Origin of the sequence: Pseudomonas sp. GD04015 (assembly GCF_029837675.1) — a bacterium.
Taxonomy (GTDB): Bacteria; Pseudomonadota; Gammaproteobacteria; order Pseudomonadales; family Pseudomonadaceae; genus Aquipseudomonas; species Aquipseudomonas paralcaligenes.
This window is the reverse complement of the sequence record NZ_JAOEEE010000041.1, coordinates 1-22,677: the sequence shown is the minus strand read 5'-3', so window position 1 is coordinate 22,677 and position 22,677 is coordinate 1. Positions and strand designations below refer to the sequence as shown.

Genomic DNA, 22,677 nt, shown 5'->3' with positions numbered 1-22,677 from the left:
CAAGTTCCGCAACAACGCATGGCGCCATTTGACGCGCAACCCGGAGGGCCGGGCCAGTTTTTGCGCGGTGCTGCGTTATTCGTCGTTCATTTGGAATAACCAAACCTCCCTCCTCATGCCTTGCTCCGCGCAAAAACTGGTTCCGGCGCGGCCCACAAAAAACCGGGAACAGACCCTATACCTCCACCGGCTTGCTGGCGCGGTTCAGCTCGGCCAGCGAGACGCTGCGGTCGAACAGCGGCGCCAGGCTCTGGTCGTGGCTGACGAACAGCAGGCTGGCGCCGGCCGCGCGGCATTCGGCGAACAGCAGCTGGAGGAAGGCTTCGCGGGCGTCATGGTCCAGCGCCGAGGTCGGTTCGTCGGCGATCACCAGTTCGGGTTGGCCGATCAGCGCGCGGGCGGCGGCCACCCGCTGCTGCTGGCCGATGGACAGCGAATCGGCGCGGCGCTGCAGCAGCTCGGCCTTGAGCCCCAGGTGCTCCAGCAGTCGCGCGGCGGCCGTGTCGACGCTGCCGTGGCGCTCGGCGGCGCGACGGGCGCGGCTCTTCGAGAAGCGGCAGGGCAACTCGACGTTCTCGTGCACCGAGAGGAAGGGCAGCAGGTTGAACTGCTGGAAGATGTAGCCGGTGTGGTCGACGCGGAAGCGGTCGCGGGCGCCGGAAGACAGGCTCGACAGCTCCTGGCCGAGCAGCCTCAGGCTGCCCCGTCCGGGCTTCTGCACGCCGCCCAGCAGGCCGAGCAGGGTGGTCTTGCCGCTGCCGCTGGGGCCCTTGAGAAACAGGCTCTCGCCGCGCCGCAGGGTGAAGGTGGGGATATCCAGCAGTTCGGCCTGGCCGGGCCAGGCGAAGCCGAGGTCGGAAAGTTCGATCAGTGAGTCGGGCATGGGGCAGGTCGTGTGGGAGAGGTATGGGGCAGCTTACCTTGGGGAAACTCTGAAAGAACCTCTTGCCGTCACTCCCGCGAAGGCGGGAGTCCAGGTGCTGTGGGGTTCTTCTGGATTCCCGCCTTCGCGGGAATGACGACTGCTCTGGGCGTCAGAAGCTCAGGCGCGCGTTCTTCGGCGTCAGCTCTGCGCCTTGCTGGCCGCTCGGGCCGATCAGCTGCACCTCCAGCTTCTCGGTGCCGGGGAAGCTGCCGAAGAAGCTGCCCAGCTCCAGGGTCTTGAGGGCCTCGGCATTGGCGCAGGTGAAGCGGTAGCTGGCGTCGATGTCGCTGTGGCCGTGCTCGTCGCCGTGATCGTGATCGGCGTGCTCGTGCTTGGCTTCGCCGAACAGCGGGCTCTCCAGCTCGCTTTCCTGCAGGGCGCACTTGGCCTCGATCGGCAGGGCGAACAGCGCCTGCGGCTGTTCCAGCTGCTTGCGCACGGCGGCGACCTTGGCCTTGTCGGCGTCGCTGGTGGCGGCGTGCTCGAAGCCGACCAGGTTCATCGCCGGGCTTTCCAGCTGGATTTCCAGGGTCTGGCCGTCCAGCGCCACGTTGAGGCTGGCGACGCCGTGCTCGTGTGTGCCGAGACTGCCGTGCTCCTCGTGGGCATGCTCGTGATCGTGCACATGGTCGTGGCTGGCGGCCTGGGTGACGGCCAGGGGCAACAGGGCGAAGGGCAGGGCGAGCAGGATGTGGCGCATGGCGGGCTCCGGCGGGTGATTGTTAGGTTATGTTGTAACACTTTGCCGCCATAATTGGCCAGCCCCGGATGGCGTGGCAGCATGGCGGCCTGGATGAGGCGAGGAGCGGAAGATGCTGCGGATCAAGGGGCGGATCGGCGACTGGCCGGTGGACCTGACGGTGGAGATGGATGACGGGGACTGGGCGCAGCTGGCGGCCCATCTGCCGGCGCAGGCGACGGCGGCCGCACCTGCGCCGGCCCCGGTCAGCCCGGCGGATCGCAACTGGCCCCTGGCGCTGGAGCTGCTGCAGCGGGTGGGGAGCATGGAAGGGCCGCAGCTGCTCGCCGAGCTGAGCGCCCTGGCCGGCGGCGAGGCGGCCGGCAAGCGCCTGCTGGTGCGCCTGCGCCATTGTTCGCAGGTGCAGATAGAAAGCGGCGCCGAAGCGCCGCTGTATCGTTGGGTGGGATAGGGCGCGGGTTTCACCCGCCCTACGGTGCTCAGCCTGCCTGGTCGACGGTCACGTCGGGCGCGCCGCGTTCCAGCTGGGCGCGGATGGCGTCGGGAATGGTCGTCTTGGTGAAGGCCCGGGCGTCGACCATCACGTAGGTGACTTCGGCGCGGGCGATGGCCGCCTGGTCGGCGTGGCGGCGGATGTCCACCTCCAGCGCGAAGGAGCTGTTGCCCTGGCGCAGGGTGCGGACCTCCAGCTGCAGCACGTCGTCGAACCGCGCCGGCGCGCTCCAGTCGATGACCATGCGCACCACCTGGCTGTCCAGGCCCTGGTCCAGCAGCGCCTGGTAGCTGCCGAACACGGCGCGGTAGAACTCGGTGGCGGCCACGTCCACGTAGTCGCCGTAGCGGGCATTGAACACCACCTGCTGGGCGTCGCACTCGCCGTAGCGCACCCGCATGAGCAGGTGGAAGGGCGCCATCAGTAGATCGCCTGGTACAGCTTGCGGCGGTAGGCGGTGACCAGCGGATGGTCGTTGCCGAGCAGGTCGAACACCTGCAGCAGGGTCTTGTGCGGCAGGCCTTCCTGGAAGCCGCGGTTGCGCACGAACAGCCTGAGCAGGCCGTCCAGCGCCGCCTCGTACTGCTGGCGCGCCAGCTGCTGGACGGCCAGCTGGTAGCTGGCCTCGTCGTCGCCCGGGTTCTGCGCCAGGCGGCTCTTCAGCTCGGCGCCGTCCGGCAGGTTGGCGGCCTGGCGCAGGAAGGTCAGCTGCGCCTTGGCACCGGCCAGGGCCTGCTTGTGTTCGTCACCCTTGACCGCGTTGAGCACGGCCTCGGCCTCGCCCAGTTCGCCGCGCTCGGCCAGGCAGCGGGCGTAGAGGATCAGCGCCGTGCCGTTCTCGTTGTTCTCGGTGAGCACCTGCTTGAGCAGCGCCTCGGCCTCGCCGAAGCGTTCCTCGGCGAACAGCGCCTGGGCGCTTTCCAGCGGGTCGGCGGCCAGCGGCGCGGGCTCGGCCACGTGCGGCTTGAGCATCTCGCGGATGGCCGACTCCGGCTGGGCGCCGGCGAAGCCGTCCACCGGCTGGCCATCCTTGAACAGCACCACGGTGGGCAGGCTGCGGATGCCGAAGCGCATCACGATGTCCTGCTCCGCGTCGCAGTCGACCTTGGCCAGCAGCAGCTCGCCGCGGTACTCCTCGGCGATCTTGGCCAGCATCGGCATCAGCGCCTTGCACGGCGCGCACCACTCGGCCCAGAAGTCCACCAGCACCGGCTTGTGGAAGGAGTTCTCGATCACCAGCTGTTCGAAGCTGGCGGCGCCGGACACGTCGAAGATGTAGGGGGTATCGCTCATGGTCGTTCTCGAAGGGCGAAAGGCTGGACTATAAATGCGGGCGCGGGCCGGCGGATACAAGCCCGGATTGCACCGGGCTAGGGTTTTCCGGGACGCGTGGCGTGGTAGAGGCTGACGTTGCGGAATTCCGCCGGCTCGGCCAGGTCCGGCCAGGTGCAGGCGTCGAGCAGGCCGAGGCGCTGGTACAGAGGATGCTGGAAGTCCTTGACCCGCGAGTCGGCCACCAGGGCCTCCCGGCCGCGAGTTAGGAAGGCGTCGAGCAGCGGCAGGTTGGCGCGGTCGTAGAGCACGTCGGCGACGATGATCAGGTCGTAGCGATCCGGTTCGGCGAAGAAGTCCAGCGAGTAGCCCAACTCCACGCCGTTCAGCTCGGCGTTGGCGCGGCACGACTCGATGGCCAGCGGGTCGAGGTCGCAGGCCACCACTTCCGCCGCGCCGGCCCTGGCCGCGGCGATGGCCGCCACCCCGGAGCCGGCGCCGAAGTCCAGCACGAGCTTGCCGCGCACCCACTCCGGCCGTTCCGCCAGCCAGCGCGCCAGGGCCAGGCCGCTGGCCCAGCAGAAGCTCCAGTAGGGCGGCTCCTCGAGGATGCGCCGGGTCTCCTCGGGGCTGAAGCTGCGGTCCATGTTCGCCGCATCGATCAGCCACAGCTTCAGGTCGGTACCCGGCAGGGTTTCCGCCACCAGGCGGGCGTCGCCCAGCAGTTGACCCAGGGCGTCCTGCAGGATGGCTGGAGCGTTCATGGGGCCGGCACGAGCTGCAGGTCACCCACCGACTGCGAATCGGCGCTCGGGATCAGGCGCGATGGCAGGTGCAGGATCAGGCGGCCGGACTGGCTGGCGCGGCCACGTAATTCGACCTTCTGCTGCGCTGGAAACGCGGCCGGGTCGAAGCCCAGGCGAAACGGCAGGGCGTTGCCGGAGCCGACCAGTTTCAGGCTCGACAGCAGGCGCTGCGGGCGACCGCGCTCATCCACCACGAGCAACGCCAGTTCGACATCGGCCCTGGCCGGCACGCCGAGCAGCTTGCCTTGCAATTCATGGAGGAAGGGCGCGGGTGTCGGTTCGGGAGTCTTGATCGAATTTGCCGGCTCGGCGGGTGCCGGCTTTGGCGCTTCGGAAGCGCAGGCCGTGAGCAGGATGATCAGGCTGGAAAGGGCGAGCAGACGCAGGGGCATCGGGCTACCAGTACAGGTGAGGACAATGCGCTGGATTTTCCCAGCAGCGCCGGGGCAAATGCAAAGGAAAGCGCCGGTAGTGGCAGGACGATCAGGCGAGCATTCTCTCTCGATACGGGCTGTGCGGTGGGAGGGTGGACAAGCGTCGTGTCATCCACCCTGCGAGCTTGCGCGTTCGGGCGCAGCCTTTCTCTTGAAGGCAATGGCTCAAATACCGTAAGGATCGACAACCTTCAGGCCGCCGTAACGGAGCCTTCGAGTGCAGGACTTCGGGTCCGCAGGAGATGTGCGCAGTTGCAAGGAGGGCAAGGTGCCAGCCACCTGTGAGCCCAGGCTCGGAGGTGGCCGGCGCAGGGGCGGATCAGTTTTCGTAGCGCAGGGTAAGCGCGAAATTGCGCGGGGCGCCGTAGTAGTTGCCGGTGTCTTCGCTGAAGATGGCGGTGTAGTACTTCTCGTCAAACACGTTGTTGAGGTTCAACTGGACGCTGACATTCTGGTTGACGCGATAGTTGGCGTTGAGATCGACCAGGTTGTAAGCGCTCTGGGTGATGTTGTTCAGGTACAGCTTGCTCTGGTGATAGACGCTGGTACCCACTCGCCATTGGTCCAGCTCACCCGGCAGCTGATAGGTGGTAGCCGCCTTGAACAGTCGCTGAGGCGAGTTTTCCGTACCGTAGGTGTCGCCCTTGCGGGCCCCGGCAACGTACTTGGGATGGCTGTAGGTGTAACCCATCGAGGCATTCCACCCTGGCATCAGCTCGCCCGACACTTCCGCATCGAAGCCGCGGTTGCGCACCTTGGCACCTTCGGTATAGCAGCGTGCATCGCGGGTCGGTCCGCAGACGCGGCCTGCCTCGGGAACGACCTGGGGCAGACCCGCCTGATCGACCTGGAACAGCGCCAGAGAGGCGTTGAGTCTGCCGTCGAACAGCTCGTTCTTCAGGCCGATCTCGTAGTTGCTACCCGTCGTGGGGGTGAGCAGCTTGTTGTCGACACTGTAGTTGCTTTGCAGTTTGTAGATTTCAGTGTAACTGGCGTAGACCGAGGTCTGATCGGTGATGTCATAGACGATGCCGCCGTACGGAATGACCTTGCGGTCTTCCTTGAAACGGTCGGTTTCCCATGGCCCCTGGGTATCGTAATCGACCCAGCTCAAGCGGCTGCCGAGGATCACGTGGAGGTCGTCGGCAGGATTGAGACGGGTAGCCGCGTAGATCCCCTTGTCCTTGCGCACATGGCGGCTTGGTGTGAGGTTCCCGACTATTTCCGGTTTGGGGAATTGCGAAGAATCGAAGTCGAGGACGTCCACCGTAGGGTAGATGCTCGGCGAGCCGGTCACGTACTGCAGGCGATCGCGGCGCATGCTCGTCCCCACGACCACTTCATGCTTGCGGCCCATCAGGTTGAACGCGCCGTTCAGCGCTGCGTCCAGGTTGATCTGCTCGTCATCGTATCTGGCGCTGTTGGGGTAGTACTGCATCGACGAGTCGGTATCGAAGGTGTGATAGCCGACCTGTGCCAGAAAGTCCGCATTGGACCAGATGAGATTGGTCGCGACGGTCAGGTTCCAGTCTTCGTTGAACGAGTGCTTGATATCGGCGAAGACGTTGCGGTTCAGCTTGTCCAGATAGGCCCATTTGCCGGCCGTAGAGGTCGAACGGGAGAGGTCGTAGAAACTGCCGTCCAGGCGTGTCGGCAGTCCACCCCAGTCGTAGCCGTTGTTGTTGTCCTGCTGCACCGATCCACCGACGGTCAAGGTGGTCGAGTCACTCAGATCCGCTTCGCCGATTGCATAGAACAGCTGGTTTTCCTTGCCGGCGTAGTCCTGGTAGCTATTGCGGTTGTTGTACATCAGTACCGTTCGACCGCGCAGGGTCCCTTCGGCATTCAACGGGCCGCCGACATCCAGCTGGGTCCGGTAGTTATCCCATGAGCCCGCGCCTATCTCGGCCTTGAGCTGATAGTCCAGGGTAGGCCGCTTGCGCACCATGTTGATGGCCGCTGACGGGTTGCCCGCACCCTGCAGCAGGCCATTGGCGCCGCGCACGATCTCGACCCGGTCATACATGGCCATGTTGTTCACGGACATGACGTCCATCGAGAAGCTTTCGGTCACGCTGGTCGGCAGGCCGTCGACCTGCAGGTCGTCCACCTGGAAACCTCGCGCGTAATACAGGGGACGCTCGGTGCCGAAACCCTTGACGGTATTGATCCCTGTCGCGGCCATGGCCACGTCTTCCAGGGACTGCATGTTCTGGTCGTTCATCTGCTGGCGGGTGACGACGCTGATGGATTGTGGCGTTTCGCGAATCGACAGGTTCATCTTGGTGGCGGTGCTGGTCGCGCCAGTGGTGTAGGAGCCAGTACCTTCCGTGGTCGCGCCGAGGCGGCTGGTGCTGATGCTGGTCGCCCCCAGTTGCAGGGCGCTCCCTGTTTCGACTACCTGTACCGTCAGGGTGCCGTTGTCGGTGACCAGCAGTTGCAGGTTGGTACCGCTCAGGGCCTGGCGCACGGCTTCTTCCGCGTTGAAATCACCGCGCACGGCAGCGGACCGCTTGCCCTGCAGCAGAGCGGGGTCGGCGGCGATCACTCGGCCGCTTTGCCGGGCGATCTGGCGCAGGGTCTGTTCCAGCGGGCCGCTGGCGATATCGAAGCCGAGCCTGGCTTCGGCAGCCAGGGTGGCATGGACTGGCAGCAGGGCCAGGGTACCGCTGGTGGCCAGAGACACGGCCAGCGCCAGGCTGGCGGGGTTCAAACGGGTGGGGCGCATCGGGTGCATTCCTCGTTGGGTTTCGTTGGCATTCGCTAGCCATGTCCAACGAGGCGGGAAAACCCCTCACATGATGAGAAATATTTTTATTCAGCGGCTGTCGATCAGGGTCAGCCAGGGGCCGTAGCGCTCCATGCGGATCGGCAGGACCTCGGCCAAGGCTTGCAGGGCGCGTTCGCTGTCGTCCAGGGGAAATACGCCGAATAACCGCAGTCTTGCGGCTTCCGGCGAGACACGCAGCAGGCCGCGACGATAGGGGCGCAGGGCGTCGATGACGGCCTCCAGTGGTTCGTCGCGAACTTCCAGCAGGCCGTCGACCCAGCTCGCGTAGCGGCTCGGGTCCGTCGCCTGCGGGCTGACCGTGGTACTGCTGAAACGCAAGGTGCCGCCACTTTCGACGACAGCATGCTGGCCGCCGAGGGTGCTGATCTCGACGCTGTGCTCCTGCACAGATACCAGACTGTGGCTGCCTGTCTGGCGAACGGTGAAGCGTGTACCCAGTGCGCGCACCCGGCCCTGGGCGGTCTGCACCAAGAAGGGACGGCTGGCATCGGCGGCTACGCTGACCTGCAGCTCGCCTTCACGCAGGTGCAGCAGGCGCAGGTCTGCGCTGAAATCGAGATCCACCGCCGAGCGCGCGTTGAGGATCAGCAGGCTGCCATCCGGCAAGCTGATGCGGCGGCGCTCGCCGGTACCGCTGCGCAGGTCGGCGAATACCGCGTTCAGCGGCATGTTGCGTTGCAGGGCGATACCACCGGACAGGCCAAGCAGCACCAGCAGAGCGCCGCTGCCGCCAAGCAGCTTGCGTCTGCTGGCGGAAAGCCCCGGCTGGCGCAACGCCTGGGTGGCGGCGTGCAACTGGCCGGGCATCTGCCGCTCGGCCTGGACCAACCGGGCCAGGGGCTCTGCCAGCTGACCCTGCAGGTGCTCCCAGGCGTGTCGATGGCGCGGGTCCTGCGCCAGCCAGGTCTCGAAAGCCTGGCGTTCGGTCGCGCCGGCGCTGCCCGAGTCCAGTCGCATCATCCAGTCGATGGCCGCTTCGCCGATGGGGTCGAGGCGCCTGCCGCCGCTCATGGCGCCTCCTGCAGGCGGGCGAGATACAGATGGGTCAGGGCGCGCTTGATCCAGCGTTCGACCGTGGCCAGGGAGACGCCGAGCTCCGCGGCGATCTGCGCATGGGGCAGCCCTTCCAGGCGATTGAGCAGGAAGGCATGGCGCACGTTGCCTGGCAGGCCGTCCAGCAGGCGGTCGATGGCCTCCAGCGCCTCACGCACCAGGGCATATTCCTCCTCCGAGGGAGCGACGGGCTCCGGGAGGCTGGCCAGGGCCGACAGGTAGCTCTGCTCCAGTTCATGACGGCGCCAGAAGCTGCACAGGATGCGTTTGGCCACGGTGCAGAGAAACGCCCGGGGCTCCTGGATCCTTTCGAGTGGTGGGGAATTGAGGACGCGCAGGAAGGTGTCCTGGGTCATGTCCGCGGCATCGGCACGGTTCTGCAGTTTCTTGCAGAGCCAGGCATACAGCCAGCCGTGGTGGTCGGCATAGAGGCTGTGCAGGGAAGGGGGCGGCGAGCTTTTGTCGGCAGGCATGTGTGAGCAATCGAAGTTCATGAAAATCGTTCTCATCTTCTCCGCCGATCGGTGCTTTGGCAAGTCGGCTTCGCTCCGGGGCGTTCATTTGTCTGCGCAAACGGATGCGCTACCATGAGCCACCATTTCCTGGGCGCCTTTCTGTAATGCATTGTCCTTTCTGCGCTGCCAACGACACCAAGGTCATCGATTCCCGCCTGGTCGCCGAGGGCGAACAGGTCCGCCGCCGCCGCGAGTGCGTGGCCTGCGGCGAGCGCTTCACCACCTTCGAGACCGCCGAACTGGTGATGCCGCGCCTGATCAAGTCCGACGGCAGCCGCCAGCCGTTCGACGAGGAGAAGCTGCGCGCCGGCATGCAGCGTGCCCTGGAGAAGCGGCCGGTGAGCGTCGAGCGCCTGGAGGAGGCCATCGCCCACATCAAGCACCGCCTGCGTGCCACCGGCGAGCGTGAAATCAAGTCGCGGGTGCTCGGCGAGCTGGTGATGACCGAGCTGCAGAAGCTCGATGAGGTCGCCTACATCCGCTTCGCCTCGGTGTACCGCCGATTCCAGGACCTCAACGAGTTCCGCGAGGAGATCGAGCGCCTGGCCCGCGAGCCGTCGAAAGAATGAGCCTGCCGGACCAGCACTACATGGCCCGCGCGCTGGAGCTGGCGCGCAAGGGGCTGTATTCCACCCATCCCAACCCGCGGGTCGGCTGCGTCATCGTGCAGGACGGCAAGGTCGTCGGCGAAGGCTGGCACGCCAAGGCCGGCGAGCCGCACGCCGAGGTCCATGCGCTGCGTCAGGCCGGCGACAGGGCGCGCGGCGCCACCGCCTACGTCACCCTGGAGCCGTGCAGCCACCACGGCCGCACCCCGCCCTGCGCCGACGCGCTGATCGCCGCCGGCGTGGGCCGGGTGGTCGCGGCCATGCGCGACCCCAACCCGCAGGTCGCCGGCAGCGGCCTGCTGCGTCTGGCGGATGCCGGCATCGCCGTGCACAGCGGCGTGCTGGAGGCCGAGGCGCGTGAACTCAACGCCGGCTTCATCAAGCGCATGGAACAGGGTCTGCCGTTCGTCCGGGTCAAGCTGGCGATGAGCCTGGACGGCCGCACCGCCATGGCCAGCGGCGAGAGCCAGTGGATCACCGGCCCCGAGGCACGCGCTGCCGTACAGCGCCTGCGCGCGCGGGCCAGCGCCATCGTCACCGGCGCCGACACCGTGCTGGCCGACCAGGCACGGCTCACCGTGCGCGCCGAGGAACTGGGTCTGAACGCCGAGCTGACCGCCCTGGCCATCGATCGACCGCCGCTGCGTGTGCTGGTCGACGGCCGCCTGCGCGTGCCGCTCTCCGCGCCGTTCTTCCAGGCCGGCCCGGCGCTGGTCGCCACCTGCGCCGCGGCCGCCGCCCGTGTTCGTTTCAGCGAGGAACGCCACGAACTGCTGGCGGTGCCCGGCAGCAACGGCCACGTCGACCTGCGCCGGCTGCTGCTCGAACTGGCCGGGCGCGGCGCCAACGAGGTGCTGGTGGAAGCGGGGCCGAAGCTGGCCGGCGCCTTCGCCCGCGCCGGGCTGGTCGACGAGTACCAGCTGTTCGTAGCGCCCAAGTTCCTCGGCTCCAGCGCCCGCCCACTGCTCGACTGGCCGCTGGCGCGCATGGCCGAGGCCCAGGAACTGGATATCCGCGACATCCGCGCGGTCGGCGCCGACTGGCGGATCACCGCAGTACCGAAGGGCTAGGGCGTCCGCGTTCCGCAGGGTGCATATGCACTCTGCATGGGGCAGCAGCCTGGGCTATGTCCAGGCCACATGCGTGGGCTTTCGTCAGGCGGTGATCGAAAGTGACTCGACCGTAATGGCGGCTCTTAGAACCAGTCCGCCTGCATCTCCAGGCAGGTATCGTCGCGCGCCTCCAGCAGCGCCAGCTCGTGATGGCATGCCGGCACTTCCCAGGTCAGGAAGTAGCGGGCCGCCTGCAGCTTGCCCTGGTAGAACTCGGTGTCCGCCGCGTTGTTGCGGGCCAGGCCTTCCTCGGCGCGGATCGCCTGTTCCAGCCAGCGCCAGCCGATCACCGCGTGGCCGAATACCTTGAGGTACAGCGCCGAGTTCGCCAGGCCCTGGTTGACCTTGCCGGCCATCAGGTCGCCAATCAGCGCCAGGGTCACGCTGCCGAGGCGGTTGACCAGCCGCTCCAGCGGCTGGCGCAGGCGGCCCAGCGACTCGAAGGCCTCGGCGCGGCGGCAGGTGTTCTGGATCAGGCCCATCAGGCGCTTGAGCGCGGCGCCGCCGTTCATCGACACCTTGCGGCCGAGCAGGTCGAGCGACTGGATGCCGTGGGTGCCTTCGTGGATCGGGTTGAGGCGGTTGTCGCGATAGTACTGCTCCACCGGGTATTCGCGGGTGTAGCCGTGGCCGCCGAGGATCTGGATGGCCAGCTCGTTGGCCTTGAGGCAGAACTCCGAGGGCCAGGACTTGACGATCGGCGTGAGCAGGTCGAGCAGCTCCAGGGCGCGGGTGCGGTCCTCGGCGGTCTCCAGGGTATGGGTGTCGTCGAACAGGCGGGCGGCGTACAGGCCCAGGTCGAAGGCGCCTTCCACGTAGGCCTTCTGGGTCAGCAGCATGCGCCGTACGTCGGCGTGCTCGATGATCGACACCTGCGGGCTGGTCGGGTCCTTGCCGTCCGGCTGGCGGCCCTGCGGGCGCTCGCGGGCGTATTCCAGCGAGTACAGATAGCCGGCGTAGCCGAGCATGACCGCGCCCATGCCGACGCCGATGCGCGCCTCGTTCATCATCTGGAACATGTAGCTCAGGCCATGGTGCGGCTTGCCGACCAGGTAGCCGACGCACTCGCCGTTGTCGCCGAAGTTCAGCGCGGTAGAGGTGGTGCCGCGCCAGCCCATCTTGTGGAACAGGCCGGCCAGGGTCACGTCGTTGCGCGCGCCCAGCGAGCCGTCGTCGTTGACGTGGAACTTGGGCACGATGAACAGGCTGATGCCCTTCACCCCGGGCGGCGCGTCCGGCAGCTTGGCCAGCACCATGTGCACGATGTTCTCGGAGATCGGCTGGTCGCCGCCGGAGATGAATATCTTGTTGCCCTTGAGCCGGTAGCTGCCGTCGGCGTGCGGCTCGGCGCGGGTGCGGATGTCCGACAGCGAGGAGCCGGCGTGCGGCTCGGTCAGCGCCATGGTGCCGAAGAAGCGGCCGTCGATGATCGGCTGCAGGTAGCGCGCCTTCTGCTCGTCGCTGCCGAAGGCCTCGATCAGGTTGGCCACGCCCATGGTCAGCATGGAGTAGGAGCTGGTGGCGCAGTTGGCCGACTGGAAGTGGGCGAAGCAGGCCTGCGACAGCAGGTTCGGCAGCTGCATGCCGCCGGCCTCGAAGTCGCGGGTGGCGTTGAGGAAACCGGCGTCGTGGAAGGCGCGCAGCGCCGGCTCGACCTCGGGGATCAGCACGGCGGCGCCGTCCACGTACTGCGGCTCGTGCTCGTCGTTCTTGCGGTTGTGCGGGGCGAACAGCTCCTCGGCGATACCTCGCGCGGTGGCGATGGCGGCATCGAAGGTCTCGCGGTTGTGATCGGCGAAGCGCGGGCGCTGGGTGAGGGCTTCGGCGTCCAGCACTTCGTAGAGTTCGAAGGCCAGGTTGCGGGAACTGAGCAAGGACTCGGACATGAATCGTCTCCGGTGGGATCTTTCTGAAGTCTAGAATCGTGAATAGAGGCTGCCTAGCAAGATTCATCCGCCTGATGAACCGCCAGAACCTGCCGTCGTCATCCCTTCGGGCTACAATTCGCGCCCCGTTCCAGGTAAAGCGTCCATGAACTACCGCCACGCCTTCCATGCCGGCAACCACGCCGACGTGCTCAAGCACCTCGTCATCAGCCGCATCATCGCTCTGCTGTCGCGCAAGGAGGCGCCCTTCGCCTACCTTGACAGCCACGCCGGCGTCGGTCTCTACGACCTGCAGGGCGACCAGGCCAGCCGCACCGGCGAGTGGCTGGAGGGCATCGGCCGGCTGTGGGAGGCGCCGGACCTGCCCGAGGCGGCCGCCGACTACTTCGGCGTGCTGCGGGACCTCAACCCGGACGGCCGGCTGCGCTACTACCCCGGCTCGCCCGAGCTGGCGCGCCAGCTGACGCGCGAGCAGGACCGGGTGCTGCTCAACGAGAAGCACCCGGAAGACGGCCAGCTGCTCAAGGACAACATGAAGGGCGACCGCCGCGTGGCCGTGCACCTGGGCGAGGGCTGGCACGTGCCGCGTGCCCTGCTGCCGGTGGCGGAGAAACGCGCCCTGCTGCTGATCGACCCGCCGTTCGAGAAGGCCGACGAGCTGGAGCGCTGCGTCACCGCGCTGGACGAGGCCATCGGTCGTATGCGCCAGACCGTGGTCGCCATCTGGTACCCGATCAAGGACGAGCGCCAGCTCAAGCGCTTCTATCAGGGCCTGGAGAAATCCAGCGCGCCCAAGCTGCTGCGCGCCGAGCTGTTCGTCCATGCCCCGGACGACGCCGGCCGCCTGGCTGGCTCCGGGCTGGCCATCGCCAACGCGCCCTGGGGCCTGGAAGACGAGCTGAGGCAACTGCTGCCCTGGCTGGCCGGCAAGCTGGCGCAGAGCCAGGGCGACTGGCGCCTGGACTGGCTGATCGCCGACTAACCTTCACTCAAGGCCCGGCACGCTCGAAGGCGCCCAGGTCGCAGCGGGCGATGCCGTCGCCATCGCTGTCGCGGGGGCGGGTCAGGCCGCGCTGGTCATGGCCGGGGCAGGCGCCTTCGGCGCTGTCCAGCGCGGCGCTGGTGCGGCGCAGGGCGTGGGCCAGGGTGCCGTTGTTCTCCGCTAGCGGGAACAGCTCGCGAATGAGCACCTGGTCGTTGTCCACACTGATGCTGCCGACGCAGTTGCCGGCGTCGCTGCCCAGCAGCAGGCCGCGCACGTTCATGGCGACGGCGCTGTCCCGCTGGTGGCAGTTGCGTGGCTCGCCGGTCTCGCGCTGGCGGTTGCCGGCGACGATGACGTTGCGCAGGTCGACCGTGCCGTCGTAATTGAGCAGGCCGTAGCCGTCGTTCTCGGCGATGGTCACATGGCTCAGCGTGGCGCTGGGCGTGCCGCTCGGTTGCGGGTTGTAGCGGTCGCCGTTGTCCAGCGCGGCGCCCTTCTCGCCGCTGTAGTTTTCGCTGAGGGTCGAGTTGACCAGGTTCAGGCGGCCCAGGTTGAGGATGGCTCCGCCCATGCCGTCCGGCGCGGTGCGATTGCCGACCAGGGCGACCCGGGCCAGGTCCGCCGTGCCCTGGTTGAACAGGCCGCAGCCCATGCCGACCTCGTGGTAGTCGATGCAGCGGTTGAGTTGCAGGCGGCTGTCGCGCACCAGCAGCGTGCCTTCGTTGTACAGGGCGCCGCCCTTGCCCATGGTGGTTTCGCCGCCGTCCACCAGGTTGTTTTCCGCGCGCACGTGGTGCAGTCGAGCCGTGCCGAAGTTGGCCAGTGCGCCGCCCCGGCTCTCGACCAGGTAGACGTAGGAGCGGTTGTCGATCAGGTTCACGTCCGTCAGTTGCAGGGTGCCGCGGTTGCGCAGCGCGCCGCCGTCATGCTGCGTGAGGCCGTTGTGCAGGCTCAGCCCGCGCAGGGTGAGGCTGGCGCCGCTGTGCACGTCGAGCAGGCGGTCGACCCGCGCGGCGTCCAGCACGGTGCGGCCCGAGCCGGCGCCGACCAGGGTGACCTGCCCGAGCACGTCGAGGTCGCCGACGAGGTTGGCATCCTCTTCGATCACCTCGTCCTGGGCGCCCCGGCGGTTGGCCAGGGCCAGCCGGTAGGTGCCGGGGCCGAGCAGGATCAGGCTCGCCTCGGAGGGCGCGGCATTGGCGGCGGCCACCGCCTCGCGCAGCGAGCAGTGCTGCACGGTGCAGGCGCCGTCCGTCTCGTCGAGCGGGGTGGTGACGCGCAGCTCCTGGGCTAGGCTTGGTAGGGCCAGGCAGGTGAGCAGGCCGAGACAGGATGAAACGCAGGATGAGCGGGGAAGGGACATGGCAGCCCTCGCGAAGTCGGGTGGACGGGGACTGCTGGGTTCGTCGATGGACCCTGCTCCGCGCGCCCGGGTTCCCGTTCCGGTGCGGGCGGTGGCGGTCGTCCGCCACGCGGGTGGCGGAGTCCGGCCAGTTTCCTCTCCTGCAGGGCGGCGCGCGGGCCCGCGCCATGCGGTTTTCGCCGCCGGCACCGGATTTGCTAATGGCTGCGCGACCTTTTGTCCCCCGCTGGCACAAAAGCCGTCAACTCCCGGCTCGTTTGGCGGTCAACCGACCGAACGGCCCCTGTCTCGACTCCCCACCCGTCGACCGCGACGGATCGGCGAACGCGCCTCGCAGAGCGCGGCCCGAGCGTGGGGCCGGTCGATCCGCCTTGCCAATCGCACATAGGTCATTGCCATGAAGAAACTCCTGCTGGTCCTGTTCTGCCTCGTTGCGGCGGGCTGCTCCGAGCCGCCCAAGCCGGAACGCTCCGTCGACGTGCTGCTGATCGGCGGCGGCGTCATGAGCGCCACCCTGGGCACCTACCTCAACCAACTCGAACCGGGCTGGACCATCGACATCTACGAGCGCCAGGACAAGGTCGCCGAGGAGAGTTCCAACGCCTGGAACAACGCCGGCACCGGCCACTCGGCGTTCTGCGAACTGAACTACACGCCGGAGACCGCCGACGGCGGCATCGACATCAGCAAGGCCGTGGCGATCAACGAGTCGTTCGAGATCTCCAAGCAGTTCTGGGCCCACCAGGTGGACCTGGGCGTGCTCAAGGAGCCGAAGTCGTTCATCAACAATGTGCCGCACATGAGCTTCGTCTGGGGCGACGACAACGTCGCCTACCTGAAGAAGCGCCATGCCGCCCTGCAGCACAGCACGCTGTTCCGCGGCATGGAGTATTCCGAGGACCCGGCGCAGATCGCCCGCTGGGTGCCGCTGGTGATGGCCGACCGCGACCCCGCGCAGAAGATTGCCGCCACGCGCATGCCCATCGGCACCGACGTCAACTTCGGCGAGATCACCAAGCAGCTGATCGGCTCGCTGACCCAGCGCGAGGGCGTGTCCCTGCACCTGAGCCACGAGGTGCGCGACTTGGTGCGCAACGACGACGGCAGCTGGACGGTGGTGGTCGCCGACCTTGCCAACGACGAGAAGGAGAGCAGCATCAAGGCTCGCTTCGTGTTCATCGGCGCCGGCGGCGCGGCGCTGCCGCTGCTGCAGAAGTCGGGCATCGAGGAGGCCGACGGCTACGCTGGCTTCCCGGTGGGCGGCCAGTTCCTGCTGACCCGCAACCCGGAGATCGTCGCCCAGCACCAGGCCAAGCTGTACGGCAAGGCTTCGGTGGGCTCGCCGCCCATGTCGGTGCCGCACCTCGACACCCGGGTGATCGACGGCGAGAAGGTGCTGCTGTTCGGGCCCTTCGCCACCTTCTCCAGCAAGTTCCTCAAGCACGGCTCGCTGTGGGACATGTTCGCCGCCATCAGCACCGACAACATCGGCCCCATGACCCACGCCGGCTGGGACAACATGGACCTGACCCGCTACCTGATCGGCCAGCTGATGCTGAGCCAGGAAGACCGCATGCACGCCCTGCGCGAGTACTTCCCCGACGCCCGCGACGAGGACTGGGAGCTGATCACCGCCGGCCAGCGCGTGCAGGTGATCAAGAAGGACGCGGACAAGGGCGGCGTGCTGCAGTTCGGCACCGAGGTGGTGAGTTCCGCCGACGGCAGCATCGCCGCGCTGCTCGGCGCCTCGCCGGGCGCCTCGACGGCGGCGCCGATCATGCTGACCGTGCTGGAGAAGTCCTTCAAGGACAAGGTGCAGACGCCGGAGTGGCAGGCGCGCCTGAAGGAGATCATCCCCTCGTACGGGCAGAAGCTGAACGACGACCTCGAACTGACCAACCGCATCCGCGCCTCCACCAGCGAGCGTTTGCAGCTGATCCATGTGCCGGTCCAGCCGGAAACCGTGGTGGCGGGGGGTGATACCGTCCGGTGACGGCGCAGGCCGCGATGCCTGTCGCCCAGGAGAACGCCGCGACTTCCTCTACGGAGTCGCGGCGTTTTGCTTTCCAGGCACGTAGGGCGGGTGAAACCCGCGTGCCGGCTCGCGGGTTTCACCCGCCCTACCGGCCGCGCTGGTTCGGATCGACGTAGTAGGTCAGCTGCTGGCGCGGGTTGAGGTATTCCAGCGCCTCCGGCGGCAGCTGCGATGGGCGCAGGCTGCGGGCGATCGCCAGTTGCGGCTCGTGCTCCAGGTTGACGATCAGCGCCTCGGCCTTGGGAATGCTCGGCTCGTACAGGATCAGCGTCGGCCTGAGCGGCAGGGTAGGGTGCATGGCCAGCACCAGCGCGTGGCGCTCGTCCTCCAGCTGCACCAGGCTGCCCGGCGGGTAGATGCCCATGCAGCGGACGAAGGCCCTCAGGGCCACGTCGTCGAAGCGTTCGCGCTGCTGCTTGAACATCAGCGCCAGGGCCTCGTGGGGGCTCAGGCCGTCGCGCGGGTTCGGCGGGTTGCACAGGTTGTCGAAGGTGTTGGCGATGGTCACCAGCCGGCTCAGCCGGCCGATGGCGGCCTCGCGCAGGCCGCGCGGGTAGCCGCTGCCGTCGCAGTGCTCGTGGTGTTCGTGGATGATGCGCAGCACCTCGTCGTCGAGCATCAGCTGCTGGCCGCGGCGCACACCGAACTCGCAGTGCATCTGCAGCAGCTTCTGCTCCGGGCGGGTGAGCGGCTCGGTCTTGAGCAGCACCTTGCTGGGAATCTCCAGCTTGCCGATGTCGTGCAGCAGCGCGCCCAGGCCCAGGCTGTGGCAGGCCTCGCTGTCGTAGCCGAGCTGGCGGCCGAGCATCACCGACAGCACGGTCACGTTCAGCGAGTGGAAGTAGGCGTCCTCGGAGGCCTTGCCGTTGATGCTGTGCAGCGCCGCGCCATCCTCGCCGGCCAGCGCATCGACCAGGTCGCGCACCACCTCGCCGGCCAGCTTGACCGCCTCCTCCGGCTGGTTGCGTAGCGTCTGGTTGAGCGACTTGACTCGCTGGCTGGCCTGGATGAAGCGGCGATCCACCTCGGCCAGGCGCTTGCGCAGGACACCCAGCTTGGCGGCGCGTGCCTGGCGCGCCAGTTCCTCGGGGCTGGCCGGCGCCTGGGGCGCGGGTTCCGGCCGGGCTTCTGGCGGCAGCAGAGGGAGGGGATCGCAGTCGCTGCGTGCCGGCTCGTAGCGGAGCTGTTCCAGACCGAGGTCGCGCAGGGCCTTGAGCTGGTGCTCGTCCCTGATCTTGAAGTTGCTGAAGGTGAAGTCGTGTTCCCACCAGCTCAGGTCCAGGTGCACGTAGAGGCCTACGCGCAGCTGTTCGGGCGAAATGGGGACGGTGGTGGCGGGCATGCCGGGCTCGCTGGGTGATGGCTTCGTGATGGCAGTCTAGCGGCTTGCCAGGGGCCTGGCAGCGGGCGCTAGGCCATCACGTCGATCGAGTTGCCCAGGTTGGGCGGGTTGCTCGGCGGGGTGACCTGGGGAATGGCCTGGATCAGGCCGATGGCGCTCTCGGCCTGGAGGTCCAGCGTCTTGCGAAGCAGGAGGACCGCCGCCATGGCCGACGCCTGGGCGGCGCTGGCGTTGGAGACGGCGCTGGCGATGCTGCTCAGTTCCATGGGGGTTCTCCGGAGAATCGGCCTAAGCGGTCGACTGCACGGCGGGAGCGGAGGTTCCCCTTCACGCCGGCAGGCACACCCCGGTCCCGCCCAGCCCGCAGTAGCCGCCGGGGTTCTTGGCCAGGTACTGCTGGTGGTAGGCCTCGGCGTAGTAGAAGGTCGGCGCCTCGGCGATCTCGGTGGTGATGGCGCCGAGCCCGGCCTTCTCCAGTTCGGCCTGGAAGCGCTGCTCGCTGGCCTCGGCGGCGGCCAGTTGGGCGGCGTCGGCGCAGTAGATGGCCGAGCGGTACTGGGTGCCGATGTCGTTGCCCTGGCGCATGCCCTGGGTCGGGTTGTGGGCCTCCCAGAACACCTTGAGCAGTTGCTCGTAGCTGGTCTGTTGCGGGTCGAACACCACCAGCACCACCTCGGTGTGGCCGGTCAGCCCGGAGCAGACTTCTTCGTAGGTCGGGTTCGGCGTGTGTCCGCCAGCGTAGCCCACCGCGGTGGTCCATACCCCCGGCTGCTGCCAGAAGCGGCGCTCGGCGCCCCAGAAGCAGCCGAGGCCGAAGACCGCCTGCTGCAGGCCGGCGGGGAAGGGCGGCTTGAGCGGGTTGCCGTTGACATAGTGCCGCTCGGGCACCTGCAGGCTCTCGGCGCGACCCGGCAGGGCCTGTTCGGCGCTCGGCAGTTCGAGCTTGTGGGCGAGGATTTGCGAACGCAGCACCATGACGGGCTCCTGTGAGAGGGCGGAGTGGAACATAGCTTACTCCGCCGGTGCGGCGGTTGAAGCGGGAAAGGCAGGCAGCTCGTCCGGGAACCGGCTCAGGCGCCGCCACGGCAGGGATAGCGGCGCAGGCTTTCCAGCAGTTCGCGGCCGGGGATGGGCCGGTCGAACAGGTAGCCCTGGCCGACGTCGCAGTGCTGGCGGCGGAGGAAGCCGAGCTGGGCGGCGGTCTCGATGCCCTCGGCCACCACCTTGAGCTTGAGGTTGTGGGCCATGGCGATCACCGCGGAGGTGATCTCCATGTCGTCCTCGTTCTCGGGGATGTCCTTGATGAAGCTGCGGTCGATCTTGATCACGTCGATGGGGAATTTCTTCAGGTAGCTCAGCGACGAGTAGCCGGTGCCGAAGTCGTCCATCGTCAGTGTCAGGCCCAGGGCCTTGAGCCGCGCCACCTGCTGGCGGGTGGCGTCGTCGCCTTCGAGCAGCAGGCTCTCGGTGAGTTCGAGTTCCAGCAGGCGGGTCGGCAGCTGTTCCTCGTCGAGGATGGCGGCGATCGAGCCGACCAGGTCCGGGTCGGTGAACTGCTTGGCCGACAGGTTGATCGCCACCTGCACCTCGCCCATGCCCAGGGTGGCCAGTTCCATGCTAGTGCGGCAGGCCTGGCGCGCGACCCACTTGCCGATGGGGATGATCAGCCCCGTCTCCTCGGCCACGCTGATGAACTGGTCCGGGCTGATCATGCCCTTCTCCGGATGGCGCCAGCGCAACAGCGCCTCCAGGCCCACCAACTGGCCGGTGCGCAGGCACAGCTGCGGCTGGTAGTAGACCTCCAGCTCGTTCTGGGTCAGCGCCCGGCGCAGGTTGTTCTCGACGAACAGCTTGTGGCTGGCCTCGGCGTTCAGGGCCTCGGTGAAGATCTGTACCTGGTGCTTGCCGTTGGCCTTGGCCTTGTGCAGCGCCAGGCCGGCGTGCTTCATCAGGGTGTGCGGGTCGGCGCCGTGCAGCGGGGCGCAGGCCAGGCCGACGGTGCCGGTGACGCTGATCAGCTGGTTGTCGACGAACAGCGGCTTGTCCAGGGTGCCCAGCAGTTCCTGGGCCAGCTTGAGGCCCGCGTCCTGTCCGGCGCCATCGAGCAGCACGGCGAACTCGTTGCTGGCGAAGCGGGCCAGGCTGGTACCCTGGGTCAGGCTGTTGCGCAGGCGCCGGGCCAGGTTGGTGAGCAGCTTGTCGCCCGTCTGGTGGCCCAGGCTGTCGTTGATCCGCTTGAAGTTGTCGATGTCCACCAGCAGCAGGCTGAAGGCCTGGCTGCCCTGGCGGGCGAAGCGTTCCTCCAGGCAGCGGATGAAGTAGGGGCGGTTGCCCAGGCCGGTGAGGTTGTCGCTGTAGGCCAGGCGCTCGATGCGCTGCTGGGCCAGCTTGCTCTGGGTGATGTCTTCGTAGATGCCGATGTAGTGGGTCAGCTCGCCGTCGTCGTTGTACACCTTGGAGATCGACAGCTGGGCCCAGTAGGGCTCGAGGTTCTTGCGCCGGCTGCGGAACTCGCCCTGCCAGCTGTTGCGCTCGGCCAGCCCGGCCTGGGCGTCGAACAGCAGGTCGCCGAGGTTCTCCAGGGCCGGCAGCTGGGACACCCGCCGGCCCTGCACTTCCTCGGCGCCGTACTGGGTGATCGAGGTGAAGCTGGGGTTGACGTACTGCACCAGGCCGTCGCGGTCGAACAGCAGGAAGGCGCTGGCGCTCTGCTCCACGGCGCGCTGGAACAGGAACAGGGCGCTGGTGGCGTCGCGCCGCTGCTGGTTGCTCATGGCCTGGGCGAACTGGTCGGCCAGCTCGCCGGCGAAGGCCACCTCGTCGGCCTGCCAGGTGCGTGCCGGCCCGACGTGCTCCAGGCAGAGGATGCCCACCACCTCGCCGCCGAGGCGTACGCTGGCGTCGAGCAGTGCGCCGATGCCCAGCGGCTGGAGATAGCCGGCCGCCAGTTCGCTGGTGCGCGGGTCGGTCTGGGCGTCGTGAGCGTCGATGGCGCGGCCGCTGTGCAGGGCCTCCAGATAGCGCGGGAACTGGCTGGCGTCGATGGCGGCCGGCAGTTCGTGGCGTTCGATGTCGCGGCGATACAGGGCCACCGGCTCCAGCTTCTCGCCGTGCAGGTGCCAGATGCTGGCGCGGGCCACGTCGTAGGTTTCGCAGGCGGCCCGGGTGATCAGCTCGGCCGCCTCGCGCAGCGGGTCCAGCGCGTTGTAACGGTGGCGGGCCAGCTGCACGATCAGGTTCTGCTGGGCGCGCGAGCGGGTCAGGTGCTGCAGGTGGTCTGCCTGGTTCTGCTGGTGCAGCTCCAGTTCCGCCCTGAGCTGGGTGTTCTGCGCCTGCAGTTCTTCCAGGCGCTGCGTGGCCAGCGTGTCCCCGGTCTCGGCGGTCACCTGCAGGTAGCCCCGCAACAGCGACCTGCCGCGCTGCCGGAACGGCTCGCCGATCTCCAGCATGTGCAGCGCGCCATTCGGCGTGTGCAGGCGATAGCGCACGGAATAGTGCTGGGTCTGCGCCACTTGCCGCTGGATTTCGTCATGCAGACGGTAGCGGGCCTCGGGCTCCATCAGGCTGGCATAGGGGGAGTCGAGCAGGGCGCAGAGTTCGCTGGCGCCGACGCCGAGCTGGCGTTCGCATAAGGGATCGAGGAACAGCAGGGTCCAGCTGGGTTCGTTCAAGCGTTCGAAGCGCAGCATGCCGAGGCGCGAAGGCACTGGCAACTGCGTCACAACCTCGGCCGCCTGACGGCTGGCGGCATCGGGATGGCTTTTCATCGAACGGTTGGCTTCCAGTATGCTGCCGGTCGGGGCAGGCTAGAGTCTGTTACATCAATCGAGTTCGGCAAGGGTGCATCATGCGGCTGGGACTGACAAGAAGACTGAGCGGGTTGCTGCTGCTGCTGAGCCTGGGCGTGGGAGCCCCGGCGCAGGCCAGCGAGAGTCAGCTGAGCGGAGAGGAGCAGGCGCGCTATCTCGCCGAGCTCAAACGGCTGTATCTGACCAAGGACGATCGCAAGGCGCTGCTCGACCACAGCAACGCGCTGCTCGATACCTACGCGTTGCGCGCGGGCTACCAGATCGGCAAGTCGCCGGCACAGCGCAGCGACCTGCGCTACCAGCTGAGCATCGCCGGAGCGGGCGAACTGCTGCTGCGCCAGGAGACCCGTCAGGCGCAGAGCAACAGCCTGACGGTCAGCAACCAGCGTCTGTCGGTGTTCGGCGTCGACCCCTACATTCATTACGACTGCCCGCATGGAGGAATCACCTGCGTGCTGAACAACCCGGCCGATGGCAGCCCCTGGATCACGGTGCTGCGCGACCACCAGGGCGCCGCCGACCTGGCCAAGGCAATCAGTTTCCTGATT

21 protein-coding genes are annotated in these 22,677 nt (G+C 67.6%); 6 read left to right on the top strand and 15 right to left on the bottom strand.

The genetic code is table 11. From position 1 onward, the window contains the following. Positions 1-175: 175 nt before the first annotated feature. Both N7640_RS22775 and N7640_RS22770 read right to left on the bottom strand, forming a co-directional pair. The gene (locus N7640_RS22775; protein ID WP_279904227.1) at positions 176-883 is read right to left on the bottom strand and encodes an ABC transporter ATP-binding protein; all 708 of its coding nucleotides are present in this window, start codon (positions 881-883) and stop codon (positions 176-178) included. 151 nt (positions 884-1,034) lie between these two features. Further along, on the bottom strand, positions 1,035-1,625 hold the full coding sequence (locus N7640_RS22770) for a DUF2796 domain-containing protein (protein ID WP_279904226.1): 591 nt from the start codon (positions 1,623-1,625) through the stop codon (positions 1,035-1,037). A gap of 112 nt (positions 1,626-1,737) precedes the next feature. On the opposite strand from N7640_RS22770, the gene N7640_RS22765 reads away from it, so the two are divergent. After that, positions 1,738-2,076, top strand: a complete 339-nt coding sequence (locus N7640_RS22765; protein ID WP_279904225.1) for a hypothetical protein — start codon at positions 1,738-1,740, stop codon at positions 2,074-2,076. A gap of 28 nt (positions 2,077-2,104) precedes the next feature. Here N7640_RS22765 and N7640_RS22760 read toward each other — a convergent pair whose 3' ends face one another. From N7640_RS22760 to N7640_RS22730, 7 genes are all read right to left on the bottom strand, one after another. Beyond that, complete coding sequence (locus N7640_RS22760; RefSeq protein WP_279904224.1) at positions 2,105-2,539, bottom strand: thioesterase family protein; 435 nt, start codon at positions 2,537-2,539, stop codon at positions 2,105-2,107. Next, a complete protein-coding gene (trxA, locus tag N7640_RS22755; protein WP_279904223.1) occupies positions 2,539-3,411 on the bottom strand; it encodes a thioredoxin in 873 nt (290 codons plus the stop codon). Before trxA ends, N7640_RS22760 begins: the two co-directional genes overlap by 1 nt. Positions 3,412-3,488: 77 nt before the next feature. Continuing rightward, the gene (locus N7640_RS22750; protein ID WP_279904222.1) at positions 3,489-4,154 is read right to left on the bottom strand and encodes a 50S ribosomal protein L11 methyltransferase; all 666 of its coding nucleotides are present in this window, start codon (positions 4,152-4,154) and stop codon (positions 3,489-3,491) included. Further along, positions 4,151-4,588: a hypothetical protein gene (locus tag N7640_RS22745; protein WP_279904221.1), complete on the bottom strand. Its 438-nt coding sequence runs from the start codon at positions 4,586-4,588 to the stop codon at positions 4,151-4,153. The genes N7640_RS22750 and N7640_RS22745 overlap by 4 nt, the downstream gene beginning before the upstream one ends. A 361-nt stretch (positions 4,589-4,949) precedes the next feature. After that, positions 4,950-7,358 (bottom strand): TonB-dependent siderophore receptor, encoded by a 2,409-nt coding sequence (locus N7640_RS22740; protein ID WP_279904220.1) that lies wholly within the window; start codon positions 7,356-7,358, stop codon positions 4,950-4,952. Between the two features lie 90 nt (positions 7,359-7,448). Further along, positions 7,449-8,432, bottom strand: a complete 984-nt coding sequence (locus tag N7640_RS22735) for a FecR family protein (protein ID WP_279904219.1) — start codon at positions 8,430-8,432, stop codon at positions 7,449-7,451. Then, positions 8,429-8,947 (bottom strand): sigma-70 family RNA polymerase sigma factor, encoded by a 519-nt coding sequence (locus N7640_RS22730; RefSeq protein ID WP_279904218.1) that lies wholly within the window; start codon positions 8,945-8,947, stop codon positions 8,429-8,431. The genes N7640_RS22735 and N7640_RS22730 overlap by 4 nt, the downstream gene beginning before the upstream one ends. Before the next feature lie 146 nt (positions 8,948-9,093). On the opposite strand from N7640_RS22730, the gene nrdR reads away from it, so the two are divergent. Next, a complete protein-coding gene (gene nrdR, locus N7640_RS22725; RefSeq protein WP_220811451.1) occupies positions 9,094-9,558 on the top strand; it encodes a transcriptional regulator NrdR in 465 nt (154 codons plus the stop codon). Then, positions 9,555-10,667 (top strand): bifunctional diaminohydroxyphosphoribosylaminopyrimidine deaminase/5-amino-6-(5-phosphoribosylamino)uracil reductase RibD, encoded by a 1,113-nt coding sequence (gene ribD / locus N7640_RS22720; protein ID WP_279904217.1) that lies wholly within the window; start codon positions 9,555-9,557, stop codon positions 10,665-10,667. Before nrdR ends, ribD begins: the two co-directional genes overlap by 4 nt. Before the next feature lie 125 nt (positions 10,668-10,792). Here the strand turns inward: ribD and N7640_RS22715 are convergent, their stop codons facing one another. Next, complete coding sequence (locus N7640_RS22715) at positions 10,793-12,595, bottom strand: acyl-CoA dehydrogenase (protein WP_279904216.1); 1,803 nt, start codon at positions 12,593-12,595, stop codon at positions 10,793-10,795. Between the two features lie 145 nt (positions 12,596-12,740). Between N7640_RS22715 and rlmJ the strand changes: the two genes are divergently transcribed. Then, positions 12,741-13,577: a 23S rRNA (adenine(2030)-N(6))-methyltransferase RlmJ gene (gene rlmJ, locus N7640_RS22710; protein ID WP_279904215.1), complete on the top strand. Its 837-nt coding sequence runs from the start codon at positions 12,741-12,743 to the stop codon at positions 13,575-13,577. Positions 13,578-13,584: 7 nt separating this feature from the next. Here rlmJ and N7640_RS22705 read toward each other — a convergent pair whose 3' ends face one another. After that, entirely contained in the window at positions 13,585-14,943 is a 1,359-nt protein-coding gene (locus tag N7640_RS22705; protein ID WP_279904214.1) for a choice-of-anchor Q domain-containing protein, read from the bottom strand. Positions 14,944-15,340: 397 nt separating this feature from the next. On the opposite strand from N7640_RS22705, the gene N7640_RS22700 reads away from it, so the two are divergent. Further along, entirely contained in the window at positions 15,341-16,936 is a 1,596-nt protein-coding gene (locus tag N7640_RS22700) for a malate:quinone oxidoreductase (RefSeq protein WP_279904213.1), read from the top strand. Positions 16,937-17,063: 127 nt separating this feature from the next. On the opposite strand, the gene N7640_RS22695 is transcribed toward N7640_RS22700, so the two are convergent. The 4 genes from N7640_RS22695 to N7640_RS22680 all read right to left on the bottom strand — a co-directional run bounded on the left by N7640_RS22695 (position 17,064) and on the right by N7640_RS22680 (position 22,087). Then, positions 17,064-18,320, bottom strand: coding sequence for an HD-GYP domain-containing protein (locus tag N7640_RS22695; protein WP_279904212.1), 1,257 nt, complete (start codon positions 18,318-18,320; stop codon positions 17,064-17,066). A 68-nt stretch (positions 18,321-18,388) separates the two neighbouring features. Continuing rightward, positions 18,389-18,586, bottom strand: a complete 198-nt coding sequence (locus N7640_RS22690; protein ID WP_220811464.1) for a YjfB family protein — start codon at positions 18,584-18,586, stop codon at positions 18,389-18,391. Between the two features lie 61 nt (positions 18,587-18,647). Beyond that, positions 18,648-19,295 carry a peptide-methionine (S)-S-oxide reductase MsrA gene (gene msrA / locus N7640_RS22685; RefSeq protein WP_279904211.1) on the bottom strand — a complete coding sequence of 216 codons (648 nt, stop codon included), beginning with the start codon at positions 19,293-19,295 and terminating at the stop codon, positions 18,648-18,650. Positions 19,296-19,390: 95 nt separating this feature from the next. Beyond that, complete coding sequence (locus N7640_RS22680; protein WP_279904210.1) at positions 19,391-22,087, bottom strand: GGDEF domain-containing phosphodiesterase; 2,697 nt, start codon at positions 22,085-22,087, stop codon at positions 19,391-19,393. Positions 22,088-22,167: 80 nt separating this feature from the next. Here N7640_RS22680 and N7640_RS22675 point away from each other — a divergent pair. Beyond that, the coding region (locus tag N7640_RS22675; RefSeq protein WP_279906237.1) for a hypothetical protein at positions 22,168-22,677 on the top strand (510 nt) is incomplete at its 3' end.